This window comes from Pigmentiphaga soli (assembly GCF_039541095.1).
In the GTDB taxonomy this organism is placed as follows: domain Bacteria; phylum Pseudomonadota; class Gammaproteobacteria; order Burkholderiales; family Burkholderiaceae_B; genus Pigmentiphaga; species Pigmentiphaga soli.
The window spans coordinates 90,255-114,561 of record NZ_BAABFO010000001.1; the positions used below are offsets into that span (position 1 = coordinate 90,255).

The window sequence follows — 24,307 nt, forward strand, 5'->3', positions numbered from 1 at the left end:
GGGCGATACTTGACCGCCTTGGCCCTTGTTCCCGACTCTCATCGCGAAGCGCGTCTGCCTTTCTTGATGAGGCGTGCAAGCTCTTCGCGCAATACGGTCCGCGAGGCCGCCGCGAAGTGCTCGAAAACGTCCAAAGCGATCTGATCCGGGAAGACCAGCGACAGAGAGAGCGTGACAGCCGGTTCGTATGGCCGGATCACCAGACCATGAGCGCTATCCCCGAGCAAGCCCAATGGATCTCCCAACGCGATGCCGGCACCGGCTTCGACCAGACCGGGAAAGCACGAGGAATACGCCTCGACGGACGGGACCAACTGCAGACCGCAAGCTTCGAAGCTGCTATCCAGATCGGCCCGGAACTTCCCGAGCCGGGGATTAGTCACGATCGGATAGCGCCCCAAAGTCTTCGGGGTCAGGACGCGCTCGGTAGCCAGGGCATGTCCGACCGGAAGCAGGCACACCGCGTCTACCGAGATCAGCGTTTCGTGCCGCACGTCGGCCCTGCCCTCGGGAACCACCGCCAGCGCAACATCCAGAAATCCCCGCTTCACCATGTCGATCAGCGACAGAGATCGCTCGACACTGATCGCCACCGAGAAACTGGCCTCCCGCCTCATGGCCGCCTCGATGATCTTCGGCATGCATCGCGCCGCGATGCTGTTGGGACAGCCGACGAGCAACCGCTTGCGACGGTTTTCATGGATGCTGCGCGCATCCTCCGAGACCCGCTCGCTCATCGCTAGCAGTCTGGCGACATCCGTGTGCAATTCGAGACCCTCTTGGGTCGGCACTGATCCATTCGCGAATCGCTGAAAGAGCGTGAAGCCCACATGCTCTTCTAGCTCGGCTATCAGGCGAGAGACGGCAGGCTGAGAAATATGCAGCTGTCTGGCTGCCGCGCTGATGGAGCCGTATTCGGCGACGGCATGAAACGCCTCGAGCTGCCGGAAGTTCAGATGGCGCATGTGGTTCCCTGCCCATAAAGCCAGATTATGGCCCATCAGAGAATTGTATTTTTCCGTATGGCCCTGCCACCACAGAATTAAAGCGTGCGTGCTCCAGTCCCCGACCCGCTGTAGTCCGCATCCATTACAAGGGTCAGAAGCGAGGGTTAGAAAAGTGGAAACCTGGGCCAAGCCGCCACACAAGTACGTGGACTATTTCGGGACACGGCGCCGCAAGGCGATGGATACGCTGGCATCTTCGGCCGGATGCGACATCGTGATCGGATGCTGTCCGGAGCATTTCGCGTTCATCTCGAACGCCCATCTGCCGAACATAACCTATATCCGCTCGCGGGCGGCCTATGCGTGCATCGACGCGGACGGAAAGGCTTTCGTGGTGATGTACAGGGCCGACTCGGACATCATCAAGGAACAGAGCTGGATCGGGGATTTCGCGCCCTATGTCGAATTCCAGCAGGACCCGGTGGATTCCCTGGTGCATGAACTGAAGGCGCGCGGCTATGCGGAAGGCAGGATCGGGATCGACCTGGATTTCATGCCGGCGGCTTCCTATCTGAGGTTCAAGGCCGCTTTGCCGGCCGCAACGATCGTCGACTCGTTCGCTGCGGTTTCGGCTCACCGCGCGGTGAAGGAGCCTGACGAGATCCGCACCGTGGCGTCGGCAGCGCAGGCCACTCATGCGTCCATCCTCGAAGCGTTTGCCATCAGTAAGCCGGGCGATACCGAAAGCCAGATCAATGCACGCATACTAGGAGGATGCATTGCGCGTGGCGCTCGAAGCATTCAGTTCTGCACATTCGGTGTGGGGGAGCGGTGCTCGCACATTCATTGCTATTCGCGGCCGGAGCCTGTGCCTGAGGGCGAAATCATCCGCTGCGACGTCGGTCCTCGATTCGGGCCGTGGTTCGGGGATCTGGCCCGGACCTACAGCACCGGCAAGCCTACTGCACCGCAGGTCGAGCTTTACAAGGGGATCGTCGAGCTTCAACGCAGAGTCATCGACATGATCCGGCCCGGCGTCGCAGCTTCGGAAGTGTATGCCCTGGCGGCGAAGGCGTCGTCCTCGCTGGGCCTGGACGCAGATTATCCGCTTCTCGGCCACAGCCTGGGGCTGGAATTGCACGAGTCGCCAATCGTGCGCAAGGGCGACCACGGCGTGCTCAAAGCAGGCATGATCCTGAACATCGAACCTATCGTTCGAGACAGGCAAACGGGAATTTTGATGCACCTGGAGGATTTGATCGAGGTAACGGACACGGGGGCTCGGGTTCTGACTCTTGGGCTGTCTCCGGACGAAATGCCGATTCTGGGAGAGCCCGCGTGAAACTGCTGCGCTCGCTAGCCTTCGCCGTTCCCGGTCTATTGGGTGTCCTGCCGCCTGCAGGCGCCGACGCTATTTGGCCTTCCAGGCCGATCAATCTCGTCGTCGGCCAAGCCGCCGGGGGAAACACCGACTCCGCGTTGCGGATCGTCAGCCAGCGGCTTGAAGCCAAGTTCCACTATCGATTGGTAATCGTCAATCAGCCTGGCGCTTCCGGAACCATCGCGGCATCGGCCGTTCTGCGTCAACCGGCCGACGGCTATACATTTCTGGTCGGAGGATCGGCCGATCAAGTGATGGCTCCGGCACTTCTCGAGCGACCGGGCTTCGATCCGGACCGCGATTTCGTTCCGGTCGCATTCATGGCTCAAGATTTCGTGATGCTTGCCGCGAGCGGCAAGATAGAGGCGCGCAATTGGGCGGAAGTGAAGCAATTCATAGCTTCTTCGGAAAAGCCTGTGGCCGTCGCCAACTCCGGAAACGGAACCACCGGGCATCTTGCTGCGGTCAAGCTCGGCGAGCTCATCGGCGTGGGCCTCAATCACATCCCGTATCGCGGCGCACCCGCTGCCATTGTCGACGCCGTGGCCGGACGTGCCCAGCTTATCTTTGGCAGCCCCTCAACGTTGGGGCGCTATTTTCATAACGACCAATTGCGCCCCATCGCCGTTGCGTCTGAACAGCGCATCTCGGCCTTTCCCCACATACCCGCGTTCAAGGAACTTGGCATTCCCCTCAGCATCGACACGCGATACTTCGTGTTGGCAAGAACCGGTACGCCGCCGGAGATCGTCCAGAAGTTCGGTGATGCAATCCGGGCGGTCCTGGCTGACCAGGACACCCAAAGCAAGCTAGCCGACCTGGGGATCGCCGGAGAAACGGGCTCTCCTGCCGAACTGTCGGCCAAGCTGGCGAGGGACAGAAAAATCTGGGGAGATTTCATCAGGAGCCGGAACATCCGGCCCAACTGAATCAGCGCGTTCGGAAAATGGCCGGCGCGAACCGGCCTGATTCTTGCCGTCGGGGCTTACTCGACCGCCTTCACCATGTCCTCGACCACCTTCTTGGCGTCGCCGAACACCATCATGGTCTTGTCGAGATAGAACAGTTCGTTGTCCAGCCCGGCATAGCCGGCGGCCATCGAACGTTTGTTGACGATCACCGTGCGGGCCTTGTAGGCCTCCAGGATGGGCATGCCGGCGATCGGAGACTTCGGGTCGTTCTTGGCCGCCGGATTGACCACGTCGTTGGCGCCCAGCACCAGCACCACGTCGGTCTGGCCGAACTCGGGGTTGACGTCTTCCATTTCGAACACCTGGTCGTAGGGCACCTCGGCCTCGGCCAGCAGCACGTTCATGTGGCCCGGCATGCGCCCGGCCACCGGGTGGATGGCGTACTTCACGTCCACGCCTTTCGCGGCCAGCTTGGTCGACAGTTCCTTCAGCGCGTGCTGGGCGCGCGCCACCGCCAGCCCGTAGCCCGGCACGATCACCACGCTTTCGGCATTGGCCAGCAGGAAGGCGGCGTCTTCCGGGCTGCCCGACCTGACGCTGCGCTGCGCCTGTTCGCCGGCCGCGGCGGCGCCCGCCGCCTCGCCGCCGAAGCCGCCCAGGATCACGTTGAAGAACGAGCGGTTCATCGCCTTGCACATGATGTACGACAGGATCGCGCCGGACGACCCGACCAGCGAGCCGGCGATGATCAGCATCGGGTTGTTCAGCGAAAAGCCGATGCCGGCCGCGGCCCAGCCCGAGTAGCTGTTCAGCATCGACACCACCACCGGCATGTCGGCGCCGCCGATCGGGATGATCAGCAGCACGCCCAGCAGCAGGCCGATCGCGGTCACCAGCAGGAAGTCGAGCCAGCTCTGCGAATGCCAGAAGCCGAAGCAGAAGAACAGCGCCGCCAGTCCCAGCAGCAGATTCAGCTTGTGCTGCCCGGGAAAGACCACCGGCGCGCCGCGGAACAGGCGGAACTTGTACTTGCCCGACAGCTTGCCGAAGGCGATGACCGAACCCGAGAAGGTGATGGCGCCGATCAGCACGCCCAGCGCCAGCTCGACCCGGTTGCCGCCCGGGATCGGGCCGCCTTCCGGCGTGATGCCGAAGGCCCACGGCTCGGCCACCGCGGCCAGCGCGATGAACACCGCCGCCAGGCCGATCATGCTGTGCATGAAGGCCACCAGTTCCGGCATCTTGGTCATCTCGACCCGGCGGGCCATGACCGCGCCCACGCTGCCGCCGGCCAGCAGGCCCAGCAGCACCCAGCCCAGCCCGGCCGCCGGATTCTGCGCCGCGGCCGCGGCCAGTTCCCAGATCAGCGCCGCCGTGGTCAGCACGGCGATCGCCATGCCGCTCATGCCGAACACGTTGCCGCGGAGCGACGTGGTGGGATGCGACAGCCCCTTCAAGGCCTGGATGAAGCAGACGCTGGCCACCAGGTACAACAGGACGACGACGTTCATGCTCATGATTTGCGGTCCTTCTTCCGGAACATTTCCAGCATGCGCCGGGTGACCAGGAAGCCGCCGAACACGTTGACCGCGGCCAGCGCCACGGCCAGCACGCCCATGGCCTTGCCGAGCGGGGTGGCGGTCAGCGCGGCCGCCAGCATGGCGCCGACGATGATGATGGCCGAGATCGCGTTGGTGACCGCCATCAGCGGCGTGTGCAGCGCCGGCGTGACGTTCCAGACCACGTGGTAGCCCACGTACACGGCCAGCACGAAAACGATCAGGTTGACGATGGTGTGGTCGACGGCGTCCATCATTTCCTCAGCACGTTGCGGTCTTCGCAGACCAGGCAGGCGGCGACGATCTCGTCGTCGCGGCGGATCGCGAGGCTGCCGTCGGCGACGATCAGCTTCAGGAAATCGAGCACGTTGCGCGCGTACAGCGCCGAGGCGTCGGTGGCCACGCGCGCCGGCAGGTTGGTGTAGCCGATCAGCGTCACGCCGTGATGCTCGACGATCTGGTCGGGCGCCGACAGCGGGCAGTTGCCGCCGCGCTCCACCGCCAGGTCGACGATGACCGAGCCCGGCTTCATGCCGCGCACCGTGTCCTCCGACACCAGCACCGGCGCCGGCCGGCCGGGGATCAGCGCGGTGGCGACGACGATGTCGGCCTGCTTGCAGCGTTCGGACACCAGCGCCGCCTGGCGCGCCATCCAGGCCGCCGGCATCGGCCGCGCGTAGCCGCCCGCGCCCTGCGCGATCTCGCGTTCCTCGTCGGTCTCGAACGGCACGTCGATGAATTTCGCGCCCAGCGATTCGACCTGTTCCTTGGCCGCCGGCCGCACGTCGGAGGCCTCGACCACCGCGCCCAGCCGCTTGGCGGTGGCGATGGCCTGCAGCCCGGCCACGCCGGCGCCCAGCACCACCACCCGCGCCGCCTTCACGGTGCCGGCCGCGGTCATCAGCATCGGCATGAAACGGCCGAGATGGTCGGCCGCGAGGATCACGGCCTTGTAGCCGGCGATATTGGCCTGCGAGGAAAGCACGTCCAGGCTCTGCGCGCGGGTGATGCGCGGCGCGGCCTCCAGCGCGAAGCCGGTGGCGCCGGTGGCCGCCAGCGCCGCCAGCCCGGCGGCATCGAACGGGTCCAGCATGCCGACCACGGCCTGGCCGGCGCGCAGCAGCGGCAGCTCGTCGGCGGTGGGGGCGCGCACTTTCAGCAGCAGGTCGGCGTGGGCGTAGACATCGGCCGCGCCGTCGGCAAGGGCGGCGCCCGCGGCCGCGTAGGCCTCGTCGGGGTAGCGGGCGGCGCTGCCCGCGCCGCGCTGCACCAGCACCTGGGCGCCGCCAGCGGCCAGCTTTTTCACGGTCTCCGGCGTTGCGGCGACACGCGTCTCCCCCGCCCGGGTCTCGGCCGGGATCCCGATCTTCATGAAGTTCTCCCCTGGAGAAGGCTGCACGGATGAAGCGTCGAGCGGCGCCGTGCGCGGCACCGGCATGTTTCTTTTTGCGGCATCCTAGCATGCCGCCGATGGGCTGCGCGCCGTTTGCCCCGACCGCCGCTAACTTGTATGATGACCGGGCACCCTGATATCCAATTCCGTCCATGACCGTCACGCTTCCCGCCTTGCGCAGCGCCAATCTCGTCGAGCAGCTGAGCGAACTGCTGGCCACGCAAATCGTGTCGGGCGAACGCGCGGCCGGCAGCCGCCTGCCCACGGAAGGACGGCTGGCCCTCGATTTCGGCGTCAGCCGCACCGTGGTGCGCGAAGCCATCGCGCGCCTGAAGTCCGACGGCCTGGTCGTCACCCGCCAGGGCCTGGGCGCCTTCGTGGCCGCCTCGCCGGCCGGCCGGCCTTTCCGCATCGGCGCCGAAAGCAAGAGCCCGCACCAGATCGTGCAGGAAGTGTTCGAGCTGCGCATCGGCGTGGAAACCGAAGCCGCCTCGCTGGCCGCCGAACGCGCCACCGCGCCGCAGGTGCGCGAGATCCGCGGCGCGCTGCGCGCCCTCGAACAGGCCAGCCGCCGCGGCGGCGACGGCGTCGAGGAAGACCTGCGCTTCCACCGCGCCATCGCGCGCGCCGCCAACAATTCGATCTACGACGATTTCGTCGAATTCCTCGAGCGCTATACGCGCAACCAGCTTTCCATCAGCCGCCGCAATTGCGAGATCGCCGGCTGGCTGAGCGAGATCCAGGTGGAGCACGAAGCCATCCTGGAAGCGATCGCGGCGCATGACCCGGCGGCCGCGCGCCGCGCCGCGCACGGGCACCTGCGCAACGGCATGGGCCGGCTCAAGCGCATCCAGGCGCATTGAGGCCGCCTTTTTTCACGCAGCATCCACTGAATCTTCTTCGAGACCCGACATGGCTACTACTCCCCGTCTCCAAGGCCTGCTTTCCCCGGTCGTCACGCCGTTCAAGGCCGACTACACGCCCGACCACGCCCGTTTCGCGCGCCACTGCCAATGGCTGCTCGACAGCGGCTGCGAAGGCCTGGCGGTGTTCGGCACCAACAGCGAGGCCAACTCGATGTCGGCCGGCGAAAAGACCGAACTGCTCGACGCCCTGGTCGCCGCCGGCGTCCCGGGCCGCACGCTGATGCCCGGCACCGGCGCCTGCTCCATTACCGAAGCCGCCCAGCTCAGCGCCCACGCCGTGCGCGTCGGCGCCGCCGGCGTGCTGATGCTGCCGCCGTTCTACTACAAGGGCGTCTCCGACGAAGGCCTGTTCCGCTACTACAGCGAAGTGATCCAGAAGGTCGGCAGCGCCGACCTGCGCGTGTACCTGTACCACATCCCGCCGGTGGCCCAGGTCGCGATCTCGGTCGCGCTGGTCGAGCGCCTGCGCAAGGCCTACCCCGACACCGTGGTCGGCCTGAAGGATTCGTCGGGCGACTGGAACAACACCCAGGCCATCCTCGACGCCGTCGCCGGTTCCGACTTCGACGTCTTCCCCGGCAGCGAAGTATTCCTGCTGCAGGGCCTGCGCGCCGGCGCCAAGGGCTGCATCACCGCCACCGGCAACGTCAACCCGGCCGCCATCGCCGAAGTCTGCCGCAACTGGCGCACCGACCGCGCCGACGAACTGCAGCAGGGCATCACGCGCACCCGCGAGCGGGTGCAGAAGTACCCCGTGATCCCGGCGCTCAAGGCCTTGATCGCCCACTACAGCGGCGACGCCGAATGGGCGACCGTGCGGCCGCCGCTGGTGGAGCTCACCGCCGACCAGACCTCGCAACTGGTGCGCGACGTGGAAGCGATCGGCTTTTCGATGCCGGGCCTGCGCGCCTGAGGGAAGCCTTTTTTGCCGCCGGGCCGCCCCAAGGCAAAAAGCGCCCCCTCGGGGGCAGCGCCGCCGCGCAGCGGCAAGCGGGGGGGCTTCGTGGGACTTTTCCGCGGTGCAGTAAAATCGCCGCTGGACCGAAACGAGGCCGTACCCATGGTCTGGACACCGCGCGTGACCGTCGCCGCCATCATCGAACGCGATGGCGCCTTCCTGATGATCGAAGAACACACCAACGACGGTGTTCGCCTGAGCCAGCCGGCCGGGCATCTCGAACCGGGCGAAAGCCTGGTCGAGGCGGCCATCCGCGAAACGATGGAAGAAACCGCCCATCCCTTCACCCCGTCGGGCTGGATGGGCACCTACCTGTGGTGCATCGGCAGCGATCCGCGCCGCGACGACACCTATCTGCGCTTCACCTTCGTCGGCAGCGTGGGCGAACCCTGTAATCGCGCGCTCGACCCCGACGTGGTGCGCGCGTTCTGGATCACGGCCGACGAACTGCGCGCGCGCCGCCCGGAGCACCGCAGCCCGCTGGTGATGCGCTGCATCGACGACTACCTGGCGATGCAGGCCTCGGGCAATGGCTGGCTGCCGCTGTCCACCCAGCACACCGAACCGTTCTCGGCCGCCGCCCGCTGAGGCGCGGCGGCATTCATTGCGTAGTAGACATCATGGCTGAACGCATCGTGATCGGCATGTCGGGCGGAGTCGACTCGTCGGTCGGCGCCTGGCTGCTCAAGCAGCAGGGCTACGAAGTCGTGGGCCTGTTCATGAAGAACTGGGAAGACGACGACGATTCCGAATACTGCTCCACGCGCCAGGACTGGCTCGACGCCGCCAGCGTGGCCGACGTGATCGGCATCGACATCGAGGCCGTCAATTTCGCCGCCGAGTACAAGGACCGCGTGTTCGCCGAATTCCTGTCGGAATACTCGGCCGGCCGCACGCCCAACCCCGACGTGCTCTGCAACGCCGAGATCAAGTTCAAGGCCTTCCTCGACCACGCCATGCGGATGGGCGCCGAGCGCATCGCCACCGGCCACTACGCGCGCGTGCGCCAGGCCGCCGACGGCCGCTTCCAGCTGCTGAAGGCGCTGGACGGCAGCAAGGACCAGAGCTATTTCCTGCACCGCCTGAACCAGGCCCAGCTGGCCCGCACGGTATTCCCGCTGGGCGAGATCCGCAAGACGGAGGTGCGCCGCATCGCGCATGAGCTCGGCCTGTCCAACGCCGCCAAGAAGGACTCCACCGGCATCTGCTTCATCGGCGAGCGGCCGTTCCGCGAATTCCTGAACCGCTATCTGCCCACCAAGCCGGGGCCTATCCGCACGCCGGAGGGCGAGGTGGTGGGCGAACACGTGGGGCTGTCGTTCTATACCCTGGGCCAGCGCAAGGGGCTGGGCATCGGCGGCGTGAAGGGCCGGCAAAGCGAAGAAGGCATCGGCGACGCCTGGTACGTGGCGCGCAAGGACATGGCCGCCAATACCCTCTATGTGGTGCAGGGCCACGACCATCCCTGGCTGCTGTCCGCCGGCCTGGACGCCGGCAACGCCTCCTGGGCGGCCGGCGAGCCGCCGGCGCCGGGCCGCTACGGCGCCAAGACCCGCTACCGCCAGGCCGACGCGCCTTGCGCGCTTTCGGGGGCCGATGGCGGCGCCTTCCATCTCGACTTCGACGCGCCCCAATGGGCGGTCACTCCCGGACAGGCCGCCGTGCTGTACGACGGGGACGTGTGCCTGGGCGGAGGAACCATCGGACAGGTTGCCGACGGCTCTTAGGCCATCGCAGCGCGGTGAGTTTTCCGCACAAGTTGTCAGCTTTAATCGCTGGGTCCCGCCGGTGTCCCCGGCGCATGATGCCCTCCTCGACGACGGCCGCCGGCCGTCGGTTTCCACCGAGGAGCAAGACGCATGCTTGGCGATTTCCGGATACTGGATCTGACATGGGTGCTGGGCGGCCCGTTCTCGGGGCAGTTGCTGGCTCAGCTCGGGGCCGAGGTGATCAAGGTCGAGCCGCTGGAAGGCGACCTCTCGCGCCAGGTGTCCAGCCATTCCACCGAAGTGGACGGCGATTCGGGCTTCTTCCTGTCGGTCAACCGGGGCAAGTCCAGCATCGCGCTCGATCTCAAGTCGCCGGAGGGACGCAAGGTCATCCATGACCTGGTGCGCAAATCGGACGCCATCGTCTATGGCTTCGCGCCCGACGTGCCGGCCCGCCTGGGCCTCGATGCCGCTTCGCTGCATGCGGTGAACCCGCGCATCGCGGTGGCCCAGCTGATCGGCCTGCACGACCAGCCTCCGTATTCGGCCGCGCCGGCCTTCGATCTGGTGGTGCAGGCCATGTCGGGCGTCATGAGCATCACCGGCGAGCGCGACGGCGCGCCGGTGCGGGTCGGCTATCAGGCGGCCGACCTGGTGGGCGGGCTCTATCTGGCGCTGGCCTGCGCCGGCGCGATGCTGAAGTCCGCCCGCACCGGGGTCGGCGAGCACGTACAGATATCGCTGCTCGACTGCCAGCTGGGCATGCTGACCTGGCAGGCGCAGAACTACTTCATCTCGGGCCAGGAGCCGCGGCCCAGCGGGGCGCGCCATCCGGTCATCGCGCCGAGCGACATCTATCGGTGCGCCGACGGCAAATACATCGCCATATCGCCGACCGGGCAGCAGTTCTGGGAGGGATTCTGCCGCGCGCTGGATCGCGAGGATCTTGCCCGCGATCCCCGTTTCGACCATCCCAAGCGCCGCATTGCCAACGTCGATGCGCTGAGCGAGGAGCTGTCGAAGATATTCATGCAGCGCACGTCGGCAGAGTGGGCCGCCCACCTGTTCGAGCACCGGGTGCCGTCGGCGCCCGTCAACAGCGTGGGCGAGGCGCTGGCCCAGCCGCTGGCCGGCATCCGCGGCATGGTCGAGCAACTGGCGCATCCGCGCACCGGCGAGCCGGTGCGTTTCCTGGGAAACCCTTTCAAGTACGGCGATGCCGGCGTGCTGGCGTATCCGCCCGGCCACGGCGGCTCGACCCGGGAGATCCTGGAACGGGTATGCGGCTATGACGGAAGCGCCATCGATCGCCTGATCGAAAACCGTGTCGTTCACCAATACGTGGAGAAAGGAGGAGCATGACATGACCCGTCCAAGCGACATCAAGCCTCGCGAAGGCGCCCAGCCCGCGGCCTTGTACAAGGATTGGGAGGTGGGGGCGGAGTTCCCGCCGCTGAGCTTCACGGTCACGCCGGACGTGGTCCGGGAATACGCATCAGTGGTGGATGCGGATCTGGCGAACTACGTGATCGACGGCCGCCAGGCGGCCCCGACCAACGTGCTGCTGGTCTACATGATGGCGGTGATGTATCGCAAGTATCCGCCGCAGCAGGGCGGCATCATGATCGGCAACACGATCGCGTTCCACAGCCCCGTGTGGGCCGACGAGGACACCGAAGTGGTCGGCAGCGGCCGGCTGACCGACAAGTACGAGAAGAAGGGGCGCAAGTACATCTGCTACGACGTGGAGTTCAAGCGGCCCGACGGCAGGTTGTTGATGGCGGTCAATCATACGTCCGCCTTTCCCGAGTGACGGCGCCAAGGAGCCACGATGACGACAGGCAAGATCAGCCGGACGATCCCGCAGACCCAGGAGATGTTCGACGACTACGGCAGGTTGAACGGCGACAACGACATCCTCCACTATGACGACGCCTTCGCCAAGGCGCGCGGCTTTCGCGGCACGCTGGGCCACGGCCTCATGTACACCGGCTACGTGTGCGACCTGGCGGCGCGCAAGTACGGCCCGGAGTGGTTATCGCGCGGCCGCCTGACGGTGAAATACGTGCGCGGCGTATGCCCGGGCGACCGGCTGGAGGTGTCGCTGGACGAAGACGGCACCGTCCAATGCGAATCCCAGTACGAAGTAACCCTGGTAGGCAGAGCCACGCTAGCGGGGTGAAGCCACCCCCCACGCGCTTCGCGCGCCCCTTCAAGGGGGCGATGCGGGCGGACCGGCGAAGCCGGATCCGCCGCATCCTGGAAGGGGGGCGGTGCTCTCGGCGACCGCTGCGCTCAATCGCTGATTTGGATGTTGGTGCGCTTGATCACCTTGCCCCACTTCACGGCATCGCTGCGTATCAGTTCGGCGAAGGCCTCGGGGGTCGTGCCGGCGACGATGCCGCCGAGCGACGTCATCACCTGCTCCTGCAGCCGCTGGTCCCGCAGCACCTTGTGGATCGCGTGGCTGAGCGTGTCTATCGTGCCGGGCGGCACGCCCGCCGGCGCCACCAGTCCGTACCAGACGTCGGCGCTGTAGCCGGCCATGCCATCGAGTTCCGCCACGGCGGGCATGTCGGGCAGCGATGCCATGCGCTGCGCCGACGTGACCGCCAGGATGCGTACCTTGCCGGCCTTGGCGAGCGGCAGCAGGTCGTTGCCGAACACCACTTGTATCTGGCCGGAAGCCAGGTCGCTGTTGCGCATGGAGGTGGCCTTGTACGGGACGTGGACCATCCGGACGCCGGCCATGTCGCAGAACAGTTCCCCCGCCAGGTGGGACGATGTGCCGTTGCCCGACGAGCCGTAGTTCAGCTTGCCGGGCTGGGCGCGGGCCATCCGCAGCAGGTCGCTTGCCGACTGCGCAGGCAGCTCGGGCGTGACGCCGACGAAGAACGGCGTCGTGGCAATCATCGATACCGGGGCGAAGTCGCGCACCGGGTCGTAGCGCAGCTTCTTGTACAGCGAGGGATTGATCGACAGCGTCGTGACGGTGGCCATCAGCAGCGAATAGCCGTCGGGCGCGGCCCGGGCCGTGTACTCCGCCGCCAGCATGGTGCTGGCGCCAGGCCTGTTCTCCACGATGAAGGTTTGCCCGAGCTCGTTGCTCAACGCCGCCGCCAGGATGCGCGACAGCGAGTCGGCGCCGCCGCCGGCGGCGTGGGCGCTGATGATGGTGACGGGATGCCGGGGATAGTCGGCCGCCCTGGCCGACAGGGCCAGGCTGCCGAGGCCCGCGCCCAGCAGCGCCGCCTGGAGCGCGCGGCGCCGCCCGGGCTGTGCGGGGCCATGGACGGGCGAGCCTGGGCTCGCGGGAAGCTCTGGTAACATGGTGTCTCCTCACTGCGTTATGGTTGTATGACGCCCTCTGAGATCGAGCGAGCAAAAACGATAAGAGGCTCGATCGGCGATCGGCAAACGAGTTCAAGTCACAGCCCGTGAGTTTTTTTCCTCAGCATGACGCGCCGAAAACTTCCGTTGAATGCGTTGCGCAGCTTCGAGGCGGTGGCGCGCCACCTGTCGTTCAGCCGGGCGGCCGAAGAACTGGGGGTGACGCATGGCGCGGTCAGCCGGCAGATCGCCTCCCTCGAACAGCAATTGGATTGCAAGCTGCTGCACCGCGACGCCGCGGTCAGCATGACCGACAAGGGTCGCGAGCTGTTCGAGGGCATCGCCCCGGCGTTCGACCGGATGGTGGCGACGCTGGAGCGCCTGGGGCCGCGCGCGCCGCGCCGCAGCATCGTCGTCAACGCGCCGCCCACCTTCATGATGCGCTGGCTGATTCCGCGCATGTCGGGGTTCCAGCAGATGCATCCCGACGTCAGCGTGAAGCTGTTGACCGGCATCGCCCCCATCGCCACCCTGCGCACCCATGAGTACGACGTGGTGATCCGGCGCACGCCCGATCACGGCGATTCGCCGTTGCAGCGGGTCCGCTTCCTGGACGGCACCCTGCTGCCGGTCTGTTCGCCGGATCTGGTCGAGGGCGTGCGCATCGAATCGCCGGCCGACCTGGCGGGCTTCACCCTGATCGAGGCCCGGACCAGCCGCAGCGGCTGGGTCGAGTGGTTCCGGCGGGCCGGCGTCCAGTTGGGCGCCGACGCCGAGATCGTTTCGCTGGAGGAAATGTTCTTCGCGCTGCAGGCCGCGCTGGACGGCTTGGGCGTGGCGCTGATGCCGTCCGCGCTGGTGGCCGACGACATCGTGGCCGAGCGCCTGGTGGTGCCCTGGTCGCCGGTGCCGGTGGGCGACCGCGACTACGAATATGCCGTGTCGCCCCTGGGCCGCGATCCATGGCTCATCGGGGCCTTCTGCGATTGGCTGGTGGCGCAGGGCCGCGAGTCGATCCAGATCATGCGCGACCCGACCGCCGGACGCTGAGCCGGCCCGGCTCAGGCCACCAGGCTGTCGGCCCCGGGCGGATGCGGCACATCGGCGGCGGGCGCGAACGATTCCGCCTGCGCCATCGGCCAGTACCGCCGGTACACCTCGTGCCGCATGCGCCCTTCCAGCAGGTCGCCCGGCTCGAGGAAGGGAAACAGCCCCGCCAGCAGCCTGACTTCGTTGCCTGACACGCGCCGCACGATGTGTTCGGGCCCGAGCTTGCCGGGGTGGTCCAGCCCCGCCGCCGATACGAGTTCGCTGACCGCGCGCAAGGTGTTGCGGTGGAAGTTGTAGACGCGTTCGGCCTTGTCTTCGACCACCAGCGCCCGCTGCCGCAGCGGGTCCTGGGTGGCCACGCCCGTGGGGCAACGATCGTTGTGGCAGCTTTGGGCCTGGATGCAGCCCAGCGCGAACATGAAGCCGCGCGCGCTGTTGCACCAGTCCGCCCCCATCGCCATCGTGCGCGCGATGTCGAAGGCCGTGATGATCTTGCCCGACGCGCCCACGCGGATGCGGTCGCGCAGGCCCGCGCCCACTAGCGTGTTGTGCACCAGCAGCAGCCCGTCCTGCAGCGGCACGCCCACGTGGTCCACGAACTCCACCGGCGCCGCGCCCGTGCCGCCCTCGGCGCCGTCCACCACCACGAAGTCCGGCGTGATGCCCGTATGCAGCATCGCCTTGACGATGGCGAACCACTCCCACGGATGGCCGATGCACAGCTTGAAGCCCACCGGCTTGCCGCCCGACAGCCGCCGCAGCCGCGCCACGAATTCCATCAGCCCGATCGGCGTGCCGAACGCGCTGTGCGCCGACGGCGAATTGCAGTCCACGCCCACCAGCACGCCGCGCGCCTCGGCGATCTCCGGCGTGACCTTGGGGCCGGGCAGGATGCCGCCGTGGCCCGGCTTGGCGCCCTGCGACAGCTTGATCTCGATCATCCGCACCTGCGGCCGCGTGGCGTTGGCCACGAAGGCCTGCTCGCTGAAATCGCCGTTGTCGTCGCGGCAGCCGAAATAGCCCGAGCCGATGTTCCAGATCAGGTCGCCGCCCGGCTGGCGGTGATAGCGGCTGATGCCGCCTTCGCCGGTGTCGTGCGCGAAATTGCCTTTGCGCGCGCCCGTGTTCAGGGCCAGGATGGCGTTGCCCGACAGGGCGCCGAAGCTCATGGCCGAGATATTCAGCACCGACGCGCTATAGGGCTGGCTACAGTCCGGCCCGCCGATGGCGACGCGGAAATCGAAGTTCTCGATGTGCACCGGCGCCAGCGAGTGGTTGATCCATTCGTAGCGCCGCTCGTACACGTCTTCCTGCGTGCCGAACGGACGTTTGTCCAGTTCCTGCTTGGCGCGCTGGTAGACGATGGAGCGCTGGTTGCGCGAGAACGGCGTGGCGTTGGTGTCGTCTTCCAGGAAGTATTGGCGGATCTCGGGGCGGATCAGCTCGAACATGAAGCGCAGGTTGCCCAGGATCGGGTAGTTGCGGCGGATCGCGTGGCGGCGCTGGAACTGGTCGTAGATGCCCAGCAGCGTCAGCGCGCCGAACACCAGCGCGGCGATCAGCCAGCCGATGCCGCGCGGCGCCAGGAAGGCGAAAACGGCCGTAGCCAGTACGGCGAACCAGAACGTGGTGTAGCGGACGGCGAACCAGGGCATGGCGACTCCAGCCAGATCGGACGGCTGCAAGCATAGCAGCGGCGGTCGCGTCCGGCGTGACGGCCCGGCGTTCCGCGGGAAGGGCGCGGCGCGGTTGCCGGCCGGGCGCCGCCGCCGGCCGTCAGCGCGGCGCGGTGTCGGCGAAGGACGGGCGCTGGTTCAGCCGCTCCAGCAGGCGCACCAGGCTGGCGTGCTCGCGCCAGGCGATATCGGGGAAGCGGAAGTCGAGGGAGCCCAGCGCACAGCCGACGGCGATGTCGGCCAGCGAGTAGTTGCCCATGCAGAAGCTGCGCTCGCCCAGCCCGGCGGCCATCGCTTCGATCGCCGCCTCGATCTTGCCGCGCTGGCGCGCGATCCAGTCCTCGCTGCGCAGCGCCGCGGGCCGCTGCGTGAGTTCGTAGCGGATCAGCGCCGCGGCCTCGATCAGGCCGTCGGCCAGCGCTTCCCAGCACTTGACCTCGGCCCGTTCGCGGCCGGAGGCGGGCAGCAGGCGGCCCACCGGCGTGATGGTGTCGAGGTATTCGACGATCACGCGCGAATCGAACACCGCGCCGCCGTCCTCCATTACCAGGCACGGCACCTTGCCCAGCGGGTTGGCATCCTGGATGCGGGTGTCGGAAGCCCATACGTTCTCGATTTCGAACTGGTAGTCGAGCTTTTTCTCGGCCAGGACGATGCGCACCTTGCGCACAAAAGGGCTGGACAGCGAGCCGATCAGTTTCATGGGGGCACCCGGGTGGAGAGGCGAACGCGCGGCGCCCCGGTATCACGCGGCCGGGGCGGCGCGCGAGTATAACACCCGGTGCCGGGCCGGCGCCGGTGCCGCGCTGGGCCGATGCTACAATTTCTTTTTACTTTCAAGCGCTTATGAAGACCTCCGACCAGCTCAGCCCCCTCAATGCCCTGTCGCCGCTGGATGGTCGCTATGCCGGCCGCGGCGCGCCGCTGCGTCCGCTGCTGTCCGAAGCGGGTTTCATGTTCCACCGCGTCCGGGTCGAGATCGCCTGGCTGGCGGCACTGTCCGACGCCGGCCTGCCCGAGCTGCCCTCGTTCTCGGCCGGCGCCCGCGCGCGGCTGCAGCAGCTGGTCGACGGCTTCTCGGAAGACGACGCCGCCCGCATCAAGGACATCGAGCGCCGCACCAACCACGACGTCAAGGCCGTCGAATACTGGCTGAAGGAAAAAGTGGCCGACCACGCCGAACTGGCGGCCGCGGCCGAATTCATCCATTTCGCCTGCACCTCGGAAGACATCAACAACACCTCGCACGCGCTGATGCTGCGCGCGGCGCGCGACGAGGCCCTGCTGCCCGCGCTGCGCGGCGTGCACGGCAAGCTGGCCGAACTGGCGCAGGCGCATGCCGACCAGCCGCTCCTGTCGCGCACCCACGGCCAGCCGGCCAGCCCCACCACCATGGGCAAGGAGTTCGCCAACATGGCGGCCCGCCTGGCGCGCGCCATCGCCGAGATCGAACGCATCCAGCCGCTGGCCAAGCTCAACGGCGCCACCGGCAACTACAACGCCCACCTGGCCGCCTATCCCGAGCTCGACTGGGAAGCCTTCAGCGCCGGCGTGCTGTCCGGCCTGGGCCTGACCCAGAACCGCCACACGATCCAGATCGAGCCGCACGACTGGATGGCCGCGCTGTTCGACAGCGTGGCGCGCGCCAACGTGATCCTGCTCGACGTCAACCGCGACATCTGGGGCTATATCGCGCTCGGCTATTTCAAGCAGCGCCTGAAGGAGGGCGAGGTCGGCTCCTCCACCATGCCGCACAAGGTCAACCCGATCGACTTCGAAAACTCCGAGGGCAACCTGGGGCTGGCCAACGCCACGCTGCGCCACATGGCCGACAAGCTGCCGGTGTCGCGCTGGCAGCGCGACCTGACCGACTCCACCGTGCTGCGCAACCTGGGCGTGGGCTTCGGCTATTGCCTGGTGGCCTACGACGCCTGCCTGCGCGGGCTCGGCAAGCTCGAGATCAACGCCGCCGCCATCGATGCCGACATCGACGCCTGCTGGGAAGTGCTGGCCGAGCCGGTGCAGACGGTCATGCGCCGCTACGGCCTGCCCGAGCCCTACGAGCAGCTGAAGGCGCTCACGCGCGGCAAGGGCATTACCGAGCAGGCGCTGCGCGAATTCGTGTCGGGGCTGGAATTGCCGCCCGAGCCCAAGGCCCGCCTGCTGGCGATGACGCCGCGCAGCTACGTCGGCCTGGCGGCCAGCCTGGCGCGGTCGCTGTAGCGGCTGCCCGGCCAGGCGCGGCCGGCCGCAAGCGCAGCGTTTGCGGCCGCCGTCAGCCGGCTGCGGTCCGGTGGCACGCCGCGCCGCCGGGAACCAGTCGCCGCGGCCGGCATCTATCCCAGGTTCGGGCGCGGCGCTCGCCGGCCCTTGCCATCGCGTTTTCCGCCAATCGGCTTGTCCGTCCTCTGGAGCATTTGCATGAAGATGTTCGCCCGCGCCGTGTCCCTCGCCTGTATCGCCGCCGTTCCCGTCCTGGCGCATGCCCAGTTCGCCAAGCCGCAGGACGCCATCCGCTACCGCCAGGCCGTCATGACGGTCATGGGAAGCCATTTCGGCCGCCTGGCGCCGTATGCGCGCGGCGACAAGCCGCTCGACGCCGCCGACATCCAGGCCAATGTGGCGCTGGTGTCGGCCATGGCCAAGCTGCCGTGGAACGCGTTCGGCCCCGGCACGCAAACCGACAAGGTCGAGGATTCCATCTGGAGCGACAGCGCCAAGTTCAAGCAGGCGGCCGACCGCCTGCAGGGCGACGTGGCCAAGCTGGAAGCCGCCGCGCAGTCGGGCGACCAGGCCCAGTTGCGCACCGCCTACGGCGCCGTGGCGGCCAGTTGCAAAGCCTGCCACGACAGCTTCCGCAAGCGCTGAAACCCGCCCCGGGCGGCCCGCGCGGCCGGTAATCGATCGAAACCGATTTGCCGTGCGTTTGTGTCACAAAAGCCAGGCCAGCCCTGGCTTTTTTCCTGCGCGGGGAGTCGAATAGGTCGACACGTAGCAAGGAGGAGCCCGCCATGGCCTCCCACTCCAGAATTTCCAAGATCGCGCTGAGCATCGCAGCCGCGTTCTCCACCGGCCTGACGATATTGCCGCCGGCCTCGTATGCGCAGTCCACCGTCGCCAGCGCGCCCGACAGCGTGCAATCGGCGCGCACGGCGCCGCTGTCCGACGCCCAGCTCGAACAGCTGGTCGCGCCCATCGCGCTGTACCCGGACGCGCTGCTGTCGCAGATCCTGATGGCCTCCACCTATCCGCTCGAAGTGGTGGAAGCCGCCCGCTGGCGGAAGGCGCATCCCGACCTGCAAGGCGACGCGCTGGAAGACGCGCTGAACGGCCAGGACTGGGACCCTAGCGTGAAGTCGCTGGTGGCTTTCCCGTCGGTGCTGGAAATGATGAACGACCGCATCAGCTGGACCTCGAACCTGGGCGACACCTTCCTGGCCCAGCAGGACAGCCTGATGGATTCGGTGCAGCGGCTGCGGTCGCGGGCGCAGGCGGCCGGCAACCTGAAGTCCAGTTCGGAGCAGACGGTTACCGTGGTGCCGGAAGGCGGGTCCACCGTGATCCGCATCGAGCCCGCGCAGCCGGAGGTGGTCTATGTGCCCACCTACAACCCGCTGGTGGTCTACGGCCCCTGGCCGTATCCGGCGTACGAGCCGTTCTACTGGTATCCGCCCGGCTACGCCGTGGCGGCCGGGGTGGCCATTTCCTTCGGCATCGGGCTGTTCGTGGGCCACGCGCTGTGGGGCGGCTACGACTGGCACCGCCACAGCGTGCGCGTGGTCAACGTGGTGAACTACAACGGCTTCAACCATACCCATTACCGCTCGGTGTCGTGGTCGCACGATCCGTACCATCGGCGCGGCGTGGGCTATGGCGACCGAGCCGTGGGCGCGCGCATGTACCACGGCGATCCGGGCCGGCATTTCGCCGCGCGCGAGAACTTCCGGCCCCGCGCCGACGCCTACCGCGCCGATCTGAACCGGGGCGGCGGCTGGCACGGCCAGGGCGGACGGCCCGGCGAAGGTTCCGGCGGCGGCCCGCGCTTCGGCGGCGACCGTGGGGCGGGTCCGTCGTCCCATGGGGCGGCCGGCCCGGACCGCACTGGCGGTCCCGATCGCAGCGCCGGTACGCCGGGCCGCGGATTAGGACCGGACCGCAGCAGTGCCGGCCCGTCGGGTGGCAGGGCCAGCCCGGACAGGGGCAGCCAGTCCGAGCGCGCGGCCGCCAGCCAGCGCGGTAGCGGATCCGGCGGCATGAGCGGATTCGGGCGCGCCGCGACCCGCTCGCCAGGCACGGACGGGCCGGCTGCGTCGAGCCGCGGCGTTGGCGGCGGTGGCTGGAACGGCAACGGCAGCGTCGCGCGCACGGGCGGCCGCAGCGATGGCGGCGGTACGCCTCGCATGGGCGGCGGGTCCGCTGGCGAACGCGGCGGCTTCGGCGGCGGCAGGTCCGGTGGGGAGCGTGGCGGCTTCGGCGGCGGCGGTTCCGGCGGGGAACGCGGCAGCTTCGGCGGTGGCGGCGGCCATGGCGGTTTCGGAGGCGGCTCCGGCGGCCACGGCGGTGGCGGCCATGGCGGTGGCGGCCACGGCCGCGGCTAGGCGGGCCCGGCCGGCCGTCGCCCTCGCACTTACATGAAGCCGGCCGGCCGCAGCGACACGATGCCGTAGACCACGGCCGCCACGATCGCGGCGATCACCGCCGCGCGCAACCGCACCCCGGCGCTATCGCGCGCCGGCCGCGCCTGCGGGCCGAATTCCTCGGCCGAGGCATCGCCGGTGATCATCGCGCTCGTCAGCTTCTGCCGGCGCGCCACGCGATACCAGACGATGGCCAGCACGTGCAGGCCGACCAGGATCAGGATCGGCCACTCGTCCAGCTTGTGCAGTCCCGTGATGGTGTCCGACAGCTCCTTGCCCACCCGGCTTGCCAGCGGCCCTTCGCTGAGCACGCCGTCGTTGGCGAACAGGCCGGTGGCGGCCTGCCAGCCCAGCAGGGCCAGCATCGCCAGCACCGACAGCGCGCCGAGCGGATTGTGGCCGGGCGAACGCGCGGCCGGATCGCCCCGCAAGTAGGCGGCGATGGCGCGCGGGCCGCGCACGAAGCCGGCAAAGCGCGAATGCTCGTCGCCCGCCAGGCCCCACACCAGCCGGAACAGGATCAGCCCCAGCACCGCGTAGCCGAACAGCATGTGGTAGTCCACCCATAGCCCGCCCACCTTGATGGTGACGAAGGCGCCGACCACACAGATGACGAGCAGCCAGTGGAAAATGCGGGTGGGAAGATCCCACACGCGGATCTTGGCGGGAGAGGGCATGGCGAGGCGTCCGCACGAAGAAGGCAATGGCGCCTATTGTGCCATCGGCCGCGCCGCGACCGCTTCAGGACCGGATCCTTCAGACGGCCCTTCAGACGCGGCCGCTGATGCCCCGCGCGGCGGCCAGCACGGGCGCCACGTGCCGCTCGTCGTATCGTTCGAGCGGCATGGTCAGCGTCAAGGCCCCCAGCAGCCCGCCGTCGACCCGGAACACCGGCGCCGAAATGCCCGCCACGCTGGCCGTGCGGTCTCCCCGCAGGGCGCAATAGCCTTGGGCGCGGATCTGCCGCGACAGCGGATCGCCGGCCGGGGCGCCGCCGGCCGCGCCGCCTTCGAAGGCGATCAGCACCCGCGCGCCCGAGCCGCGCTCGGGATCGAGCAGATCGCCGGCCTTGATGTGGTCGCGCACCGGATGCGGCGAATCGACCCGGTACAGGCACAGCCGCGCCGCCCCCTGCCGCACGTGGAAGGCCGCGCTTTCGCCGGTGAGCGCCACCAGCTGCCGCAGCGCGGGCAGTACCAGGCCCTCCAGCGAGAACGAGGCCATGTAGATGCCGTACAGGCGCGCCACTTCGCTGCCCAGCGCCCAACTGCCCTGGCTGGGGCCGTCGTCCATCCTGCGCACCAGGCCCGCGTGCTCCAGCGAAGCCAGCAGCCGCAGCACCGTGCTTTTGTACAGGCGGGTGCGCTGCGCCAGTTCGGTCAGGGTGAGCGCCTTGTCGTCCTGGCCGAACGCGGCCAGCAGCGACAGGGCGCGGTCCACCGCCGCCACGCCGCCGGGAGCGGCATGGTCGTCGGCAAGCGAGGCGGTTTGTGCTTTGCGTGGCATGGCGAAGGGCGGCATGCGGCCGGCCGCGGTTGACAGCCGGCTGCGCACGTCCGCATAATTCTATCTTAGAAAACTATATTCTATAAGATAGAACATATGCTGGCAAGCAAACCCGTCGAAGCGGCGGCCAACGGCCACGGCGGCCCCGGCGCGGCCGCGGTGCTGATCAGCGAGGTCGGCCCGCGCGACGGCCTGCAAAGCGTGTCGGCCGTCATGCCGACCGCGTCCAAGCTGCGCTGGATCGACGCGCTATACCAGGCCGGCCTGCGCGAGATCGAAGTGGGCTCCTTCGTGCCGGCCCGGCTGCTGCCGCAACTGGCCGACACCGCCGAGGTCGTGGCCCACGCGCGCCGGCTGCCGGGCCTGACCGTGATGGCGCTGGTGCCCAATCTGCGCGGCGCCGAGGCCGCGCTGGCGGCCGGCGTGCACAAGATCACGCTGCCGCTGTCGGCCAGCGCCGCACATTCGCTGGCCAATGTGCGCAAGACGCCGGCCGCGATGCTGGAACAAGTGCGCGCCGTCGTGAGCCTGCGCGACGAGCGGGCGCCGGGCGTCGGCGTCGAGGTCGGCCTGTCGACCGCTTTCGGCTGCACGCTGCAGGGCAGGGTGGAGGAAGACGACGTGCTGCGGCTGGCCGTCCAGTGCGCCGAGGCCGGCGTCGACGAGGTCGGGTTGTCCGACACCACCGGCTACGCCAACCCGGCCCAGGTGCGGCGCCTGTTCCGCCGCGTGCGCGGCGAGATCGGCGCCCGTACCGGCGCCGCCCACATGCACAACACGCGCGGCCTGGGCCTGGCCAACTGCCTGGCCGCCTTCGACGAAGGCGTGCGCACCTTCGACGCCTCGCAGGGCGGGCTCGGCGGCTGCCCCTACGCGCCGGGCGCCTCGGGCAATGTCGTGACCGAAGACCTGGTCTTCATGTTCGAAGCCATGGGCGTGGCCACCGGCATCGACTACGAACGCCTGGCCGCCGCCCGCACGGCGCTGGCCGAGGGCCTGCCGGGCGAACCGCTGTACGGCATGACGCCGCCGGCCGGCCTGCCCAAGGGCTTCGCGCCCGCCACCACCCAGGAGCCGAGATGAGCGGTCAGCCATCCGAACTGCCGCTGGCCGGCATACGCGTCGTCGAATTCACCCATATGGTGATGGGGCCCACCTGCGGCCTGGTACTGGCCGACCTGGGCGCCGAGGTCATCAAGGTCGAACCGGTGGGGGGCGACAGTACCCGCCGGCTGCTGGGCTCGGGCGCGGGCTTTTTCCCCATCTTCAATCGCAACAAGAAAAGCATCGCGATCGACCTGCAATCGCCCGAAGGCATCGGCATCGCGCACCGCCTGATCGCAACCGCCGACGTCGTCAGCGAGAACTTCAAGGCCGGCGCGATGAAGAAGCTGGGCCTGGACTACGACAGCCTGAAGCGCTTCAACGAACGGCTGGTGTACGTCAGCCACAAGGGCTTTCTGCCCGGGCCCTACGCGCACCGCACCGCGCTGGACGAGGTGGTGCAGATGATGGGCGGCCTGGCCTACATGACCGGCCGCCCCGGCGACCCGCTGCGCGCCGGCACCAGCGTCAACGACATCATGGGCGGCATGTTCGGCGCCATCGGCGCCATGGCCGCGCTGATGCAGCGCGAGCGCACCGGCCGCGGCATGGAGGTGCAGTCGGCGCTGTTCGAGAACAACGTGTTCCTGGTCGCCCAGCACATGATGCAGTACGCGGTCACGGGCAAGCCGGCCAGCCCCATGCCCAGCCGCATTTCGGCCTGGGGCATCTACGACGTGTTCACGGTGGCCGGCGGCGAGCAGGTCTTCCTGGCCGTGGTCAGCGATACGCAGTGGGCGCTGTTCTGCGACGCATTCGGCCTGGACGACCTGAAGAACGATCCACGCCTGGCCACCAACAACCTGCGCGTGACCGCCCGCGAATGGCTGATGCCGATCCTGCGCGAGCGGCTGGGGGCGATGGACGTGCGGGACATCAGCGCCACCTTCGAGCAGAAGGGCCTGCCGTTCGCGCCGATCGCCCGCCCGCACGATCTGTTCGACGATCCGCACCTGAAGCAGACCGGCGGCCTGGCGCCGATGCAATTGCCCGATGGCCGGTCCACGACCGTGCCGCTGCTGCCGCTGGCCCTGGACGGCGCCCGGCCCGGCGTGCGGCATGGCCCGCCGCGGCTGGGGGAGCATACGCGGGGGTTGCTGGCCGAGTTGGGCTATGCGGCGGACGAGATCGACGAATTGTGCCGAAATCGCAGGGTGGCCGATGAAGCTGCCCAGGCAACTTCGGACTGACGCATCGGCGCCTCTTCGCAGCGCAAAAAA

General features: G+C 68.2%; 24 protein-coding genes. 15 read left to right on the forward strand and 9 right to left on the reverse strand.

What is annotated here, in order from left to right; genetic code table 11:
- Positions 1-38: 38 nt before the first annotated feature.
- Positions 39-965, reverse strand: a complete 927-nt coding sequence (locus ABD927_RS00415; RefSeq protein ID WP_345245179.1) for a LysR family transcriptional regulator — start codon at positions 963-965, stop codon at positions 39-41.
- Between the two features lie 154 nt (positions 966-1,119).
- Here ABD927_RS00415 and ABD927_RS00420 point away from each other — a divergent pair, with 154 nt between their 5' ends.
- Positions 1,120-2,289: a M24 family metallopeptidase gene (locus ABD927_RS00420; protein ID WP_345245181.1), complete on the forward strand. Its 1,170-nt coding sequence runs from the start codon at positions 1,120-1,122 to the stop codon at positions 2,287-2,289.
- Entirely contained in the window at positions 2,286-3,257 is a 972-nt protein-coding gene (locus ABD927_RS00425; RefSeq protein WP_345245183.1) for a Bug family tripartite tricarboxylate transporter substrate binding protein, read from the forward strand. Before ABD927_RS00420 ends, ABD927_RS00425 begins: the two co-directional genes overlap by 4 nt.
- Before the next feature lie 56 nt (positions 3,258-3,313).
- On the opposite strand, the gene ABD927_RS00430 is transcribed toward ABD927_RS00425, so the two are convergent.
- Genes ABD927_RS00430 through ABD927_RS00440 form a run of 3 tightly spaced genes read right to left on the reverse strand, consistent with a single transcriptional unit; the run spans position 3,314 to position 6,170 of the window.
- Positions 3,314-4,756 (reverse strand): NAD(P)(+) transhydrogenase (Re/Si-specific) subunit beta, encoded by a 1,443-nt coding sequence (locus ABD927_RS00430; protein ID WP_345245185.1) that lies wholly within the window; start codon positions 4,754-4,756, stop codon positions 3,314-3,316.
- Positions 4,753-5,052 carry an NAD(P) transhydrogenase subunit alpha part 2 gene (locus ABD927_RS00435; RefSeq protein WP_345245187.1) on the reverse strand — a complete coding sequence of 100 codons (300 nt, stop codon included), beginning with the start codon at positions 5,050-5,052 and terminating at the stop codon, positions 4,753-4,755. The genes ABD927_RS00430 and ABD927_RS00435 overlap by 4 nt, the downstream gene beginning before the upstream one ends.
- Positions 5,052-6,170, reverse strand: coding sequence for a Re/Si-specific NAD(P)(+) transhydrogenase subunit alpha (locus tag ABD927_RS00440; protein ID WP_345245189.1), 1,119 nt, complete (start codon positions 6,168-6,170; stop codon positions 5,052-5,054). The genes ABD927_RS00435 and ABD927_RS00440 overlap by 1 nt, the downstream gene beginning before the upstream one ends.
- A 173-nt stretch (positions 6,171-6,343) precedes the next feature.
- Between ABD927_RS00440 and ABD927_RS00445 the strand changes: the two genes are divergently transcribed.
- From ABD927_RS00445 to ABD927_RS00475, 7 genes are all read left to right on the forward strand, one after another.
- Positions 6,344-7,054 carry a FadR/GntR family transcriptional regulator gene (locus tag ABD927_RS00445; RefSeq protein ID WP_345245191.1) on the forward strand — a complete coding sequence of 237 codons (711 nt, stop codon included), beginning with the start codon at positions 6,344-6,346 and terminating at the stop codon, positions 7,052-7,054.
- A 49-nt stretch (positions 7,055-7,103) separates the two neighbouring features.
- Entirely contained in the window at positions 7,104-8,030 is a 927-nt protein-coding gene (locus ABD927_RS00450) for a dihydrodipicolinate synthase family protein (protein WP_345245193.1), read from the forward strand.
- 147 nt (positions 8,031-8,177) lie between these two features.
- Positions 8,178-8,663 carry an NUDIX hydrolase gene (locus ABD927_RS00455; RefSeq protein WP_345245195.1) on the forward strand — a complete coding sequence of 162 codons (486 nt, stop codon included), beginning with the start codon at positions 8,178-8,180 and terminating at the stop codon, positions 8,661-8,663.
- Between the two features lie 32 nt (positions 8,664-8,695).
- Positions 8,696-9,802 (forward strand): tRNA 2-thiouridine(34) synthase MnmA, encoded by a 1,107-nt coding sequence (mnmA, locus tag ABD927_RS00460; protein WP_345245197.1) that lies wholly within the window; start codon positions 8,696-8,698, stop codon positions 9,800-9,802.
- A 132-nt stretch (positions 9,803-9,934) separates the two neighbouring features.
- Positions 9,935-11,146 (forward strand): CaiB/BaiF CoA transferase family protein, encoded by a 1,212-nt coding sequence (locus tag ABD927_RS00465; RefSeq protein WP_345245199.1) that lies wholly within the window; start codon positions 9,935-9,937, stop codon positions 11,144-11,146.
- A gap of 1 nt (position 11,147) precedes the next feature.
- Entirely contained in the window at positions 11,148-11,597 is a 450-nt protein-coding gene (locus tag ABD927_RS00470; protein WP_345245201.1) for a MaoC family dehydratase, read from the forward strand.
- A gap of 18 nt (positions 11,598-11,615) precedes the next feature.
- Positions 11,616-11,966: a MaoC family dehydratase gene (locus ABD927_RS00475; protein WP_345245203.1), complete on the forward strand. Its 351-nt coding sequence runs from the start codon at positions 11,616-11,618 to the stop codon at positions 11,964-11,966.
- A gap of 113 nt (positions 11,967-12,079) precedes the next feature.
- Here the strand turns inward: ABD927_RS00475 and ABD927_RS00480 are convergent, their stop codons facing one another.
- Positions 12,080-13,114 carry a Bug family tripartite tricarboxylate transporter substrate binding protein gene (locus tag ABD927_RS00480; RefSeq protein ID WP_345245205.1) on the reverse strand — a complete coding sequence of 345 codons (1,035 nt, stop codon included), beginning with the start codon at positions 13,112-13,114 and terminating at the stop codon, positions 12,080-12,082.
- Between the two features lie 147 nt (positions 13,115-13,261).
- Here ABD927_RS00480 and ABD927_RS00485 point away from each other — a divergent pair, with 147 nt between their 5' ends.
- On the forward strand, positions 13,262-14,164 hold the full coding sequence (locus ABD927_RS00485) for a LysR substrate-binding domain-containing protein (protein WP_345245207.1): 903 nt from the start codon (positions 13,262-13,264) through the stop codon (positions 14,162-14,164).
- An 11-nt stretch (positions 14,165-14,175) separates the two neighbouring features.
- Here ABD927_RS00485 and ABD927_RS00490 read toward each other — a convergent pair whose 3' ends face one another.
- Both ABD927_RS00490 and ABD927_RS00495 read right to left on the reverse strand, forming a co-directional pair.
- A complete protein-coding gene (locus ABD927_RS00490; RefSeq protein ID WP_345245209.1) occupies positions 14,176-15,819 on the reverse strand; it encodes an FMN-binding glutamate synthase family protein in 1,644 nt (547 codons plus the stop codon).
- 121 nt (positions 15,820-15,940) lie between these two features.
- Complete coding sequence (locus tag ABD927_RS00495) at positions 15,941-16,543, reverse strand: glutathione S-transferase N-terminal domain-containing protein (protein WP_345245211.1); 603 nt, start codon at positions 16,541-16,543, stop codon at positions 15,941-15,943.
- A 143-nt stretch (positions 16,544-16,686) separates the two neighbouring features.
- On the opposite strand from ABD927_RS00495, the gene purB reads away from it, so the two are divergent.
- From purB to ABD927_RS00510, 3 genes are all read left to right on the forward strand, one after another.
- Positions 16,687-18,063 carry an adenylosuccinate lyase gene (gene purB, locus ABD927_RS00500; RefSeq protein ID WP_345245213.1) on the forward strand — a complete coding sequence of 459 codons (1,377 nt, stop codon included), beginning with the start codon at positions 16,687-16,689 and terminating at the stop codon, positions 18,061-18,063.
- A 198-nt stretch (positions 18,064-18,261) separates the two neighbouring features.
- The gene (locus tag ABD927_RS00505) at positions 18,262-18,708 is read left to right on the forward strand and encodes a c-type cytochrome (protein WP_345245215.1); all 447 of its coding nucleotides are present in this window, start codon (positions 18,262-18,264) and stop codon (positions 18,706-18,708) included.
- Positions 18,709-18,851: 143 nt separating this feature from the next.
- Positions 18,852-20,438, forward strand: coding sequence for a DUF3300 domain-containing protein (locus tag ABD927_RS00510; RefSeq protein ID WP_345245217.1), 1,587 nt, complete (start codon positions 18,852-18,854; stop codon positions 20,436-20,438).
- Between the two features lie 29 nt (positions 20,439-20,467).
- Here ABD927_RS00510 and ABD927_RS00515 read toward each other — a convergent pair whose 3' ends face one another.
- Together ABD927_RS00515 and ABD927_RS00520 are read right to left on the reverse strand one after the other, a co-directional pair.
- Complete coding sequence (locus ABD927_RS00515; protein ID WP_345245219.1) at positions 20,468-21,154, reverse strand: cytochrome b/b6 domain-containing protein; 687 nt, start codon at positions 21,152-21,154, stop codon at positions 20,468-20,470.
- Positions 21,155-21,245: 91 nt separating this feature from the next.
- Entirely contained in the window at positions 21,246-21,983 is a 738-nt protein-coding gene (locus tag ABD927_RS00520; RefSeq protein WP_345245221.1) for an IclR family transcriptional regulator, read from the reverse strand.
- A gap of 96 nt (positions 21,984-22,079) precedes the next feature.
- Here ABD927_RS00520 and ABD927_RS00525 point away from each other — a divergent pair, with 96 nt between their 5' ends.
- Together ABD927_RS00525 and ABD927_RS00530 are read left to right on the forward strand one after the other, a co-directional pair.
- Positions 22,080-23,066 carry a hydroxymethylglutaryl-CoA lyase gene (locus ABD927_RS00525; protein WP_345245223.1) on the forward strand — a complete coding sequence of 329 codons (987 nt, stop codon included), beginning with the start codon at positions 22,080-22,082 and terminating at the stop codon, positions 23,064-23,066.
- On the forward strand, positions 23,063-24,277 hold the full coding sequence (locus ABD927_RS00530; protein ID WP_345245225.1) for a CaiB/BaiF CoA transferase family protein: 1,215 nt from the start codon (positions 23,063-23,065) through the stop codon (positions 24,275-24,277). Before ABD927_RS00525 ends, ABD927_RS00530 begins: the two co-directional genes overlap by 4 nt.
- Positions 24,278-24,307 lie beyond the last annotated feature (30 nt).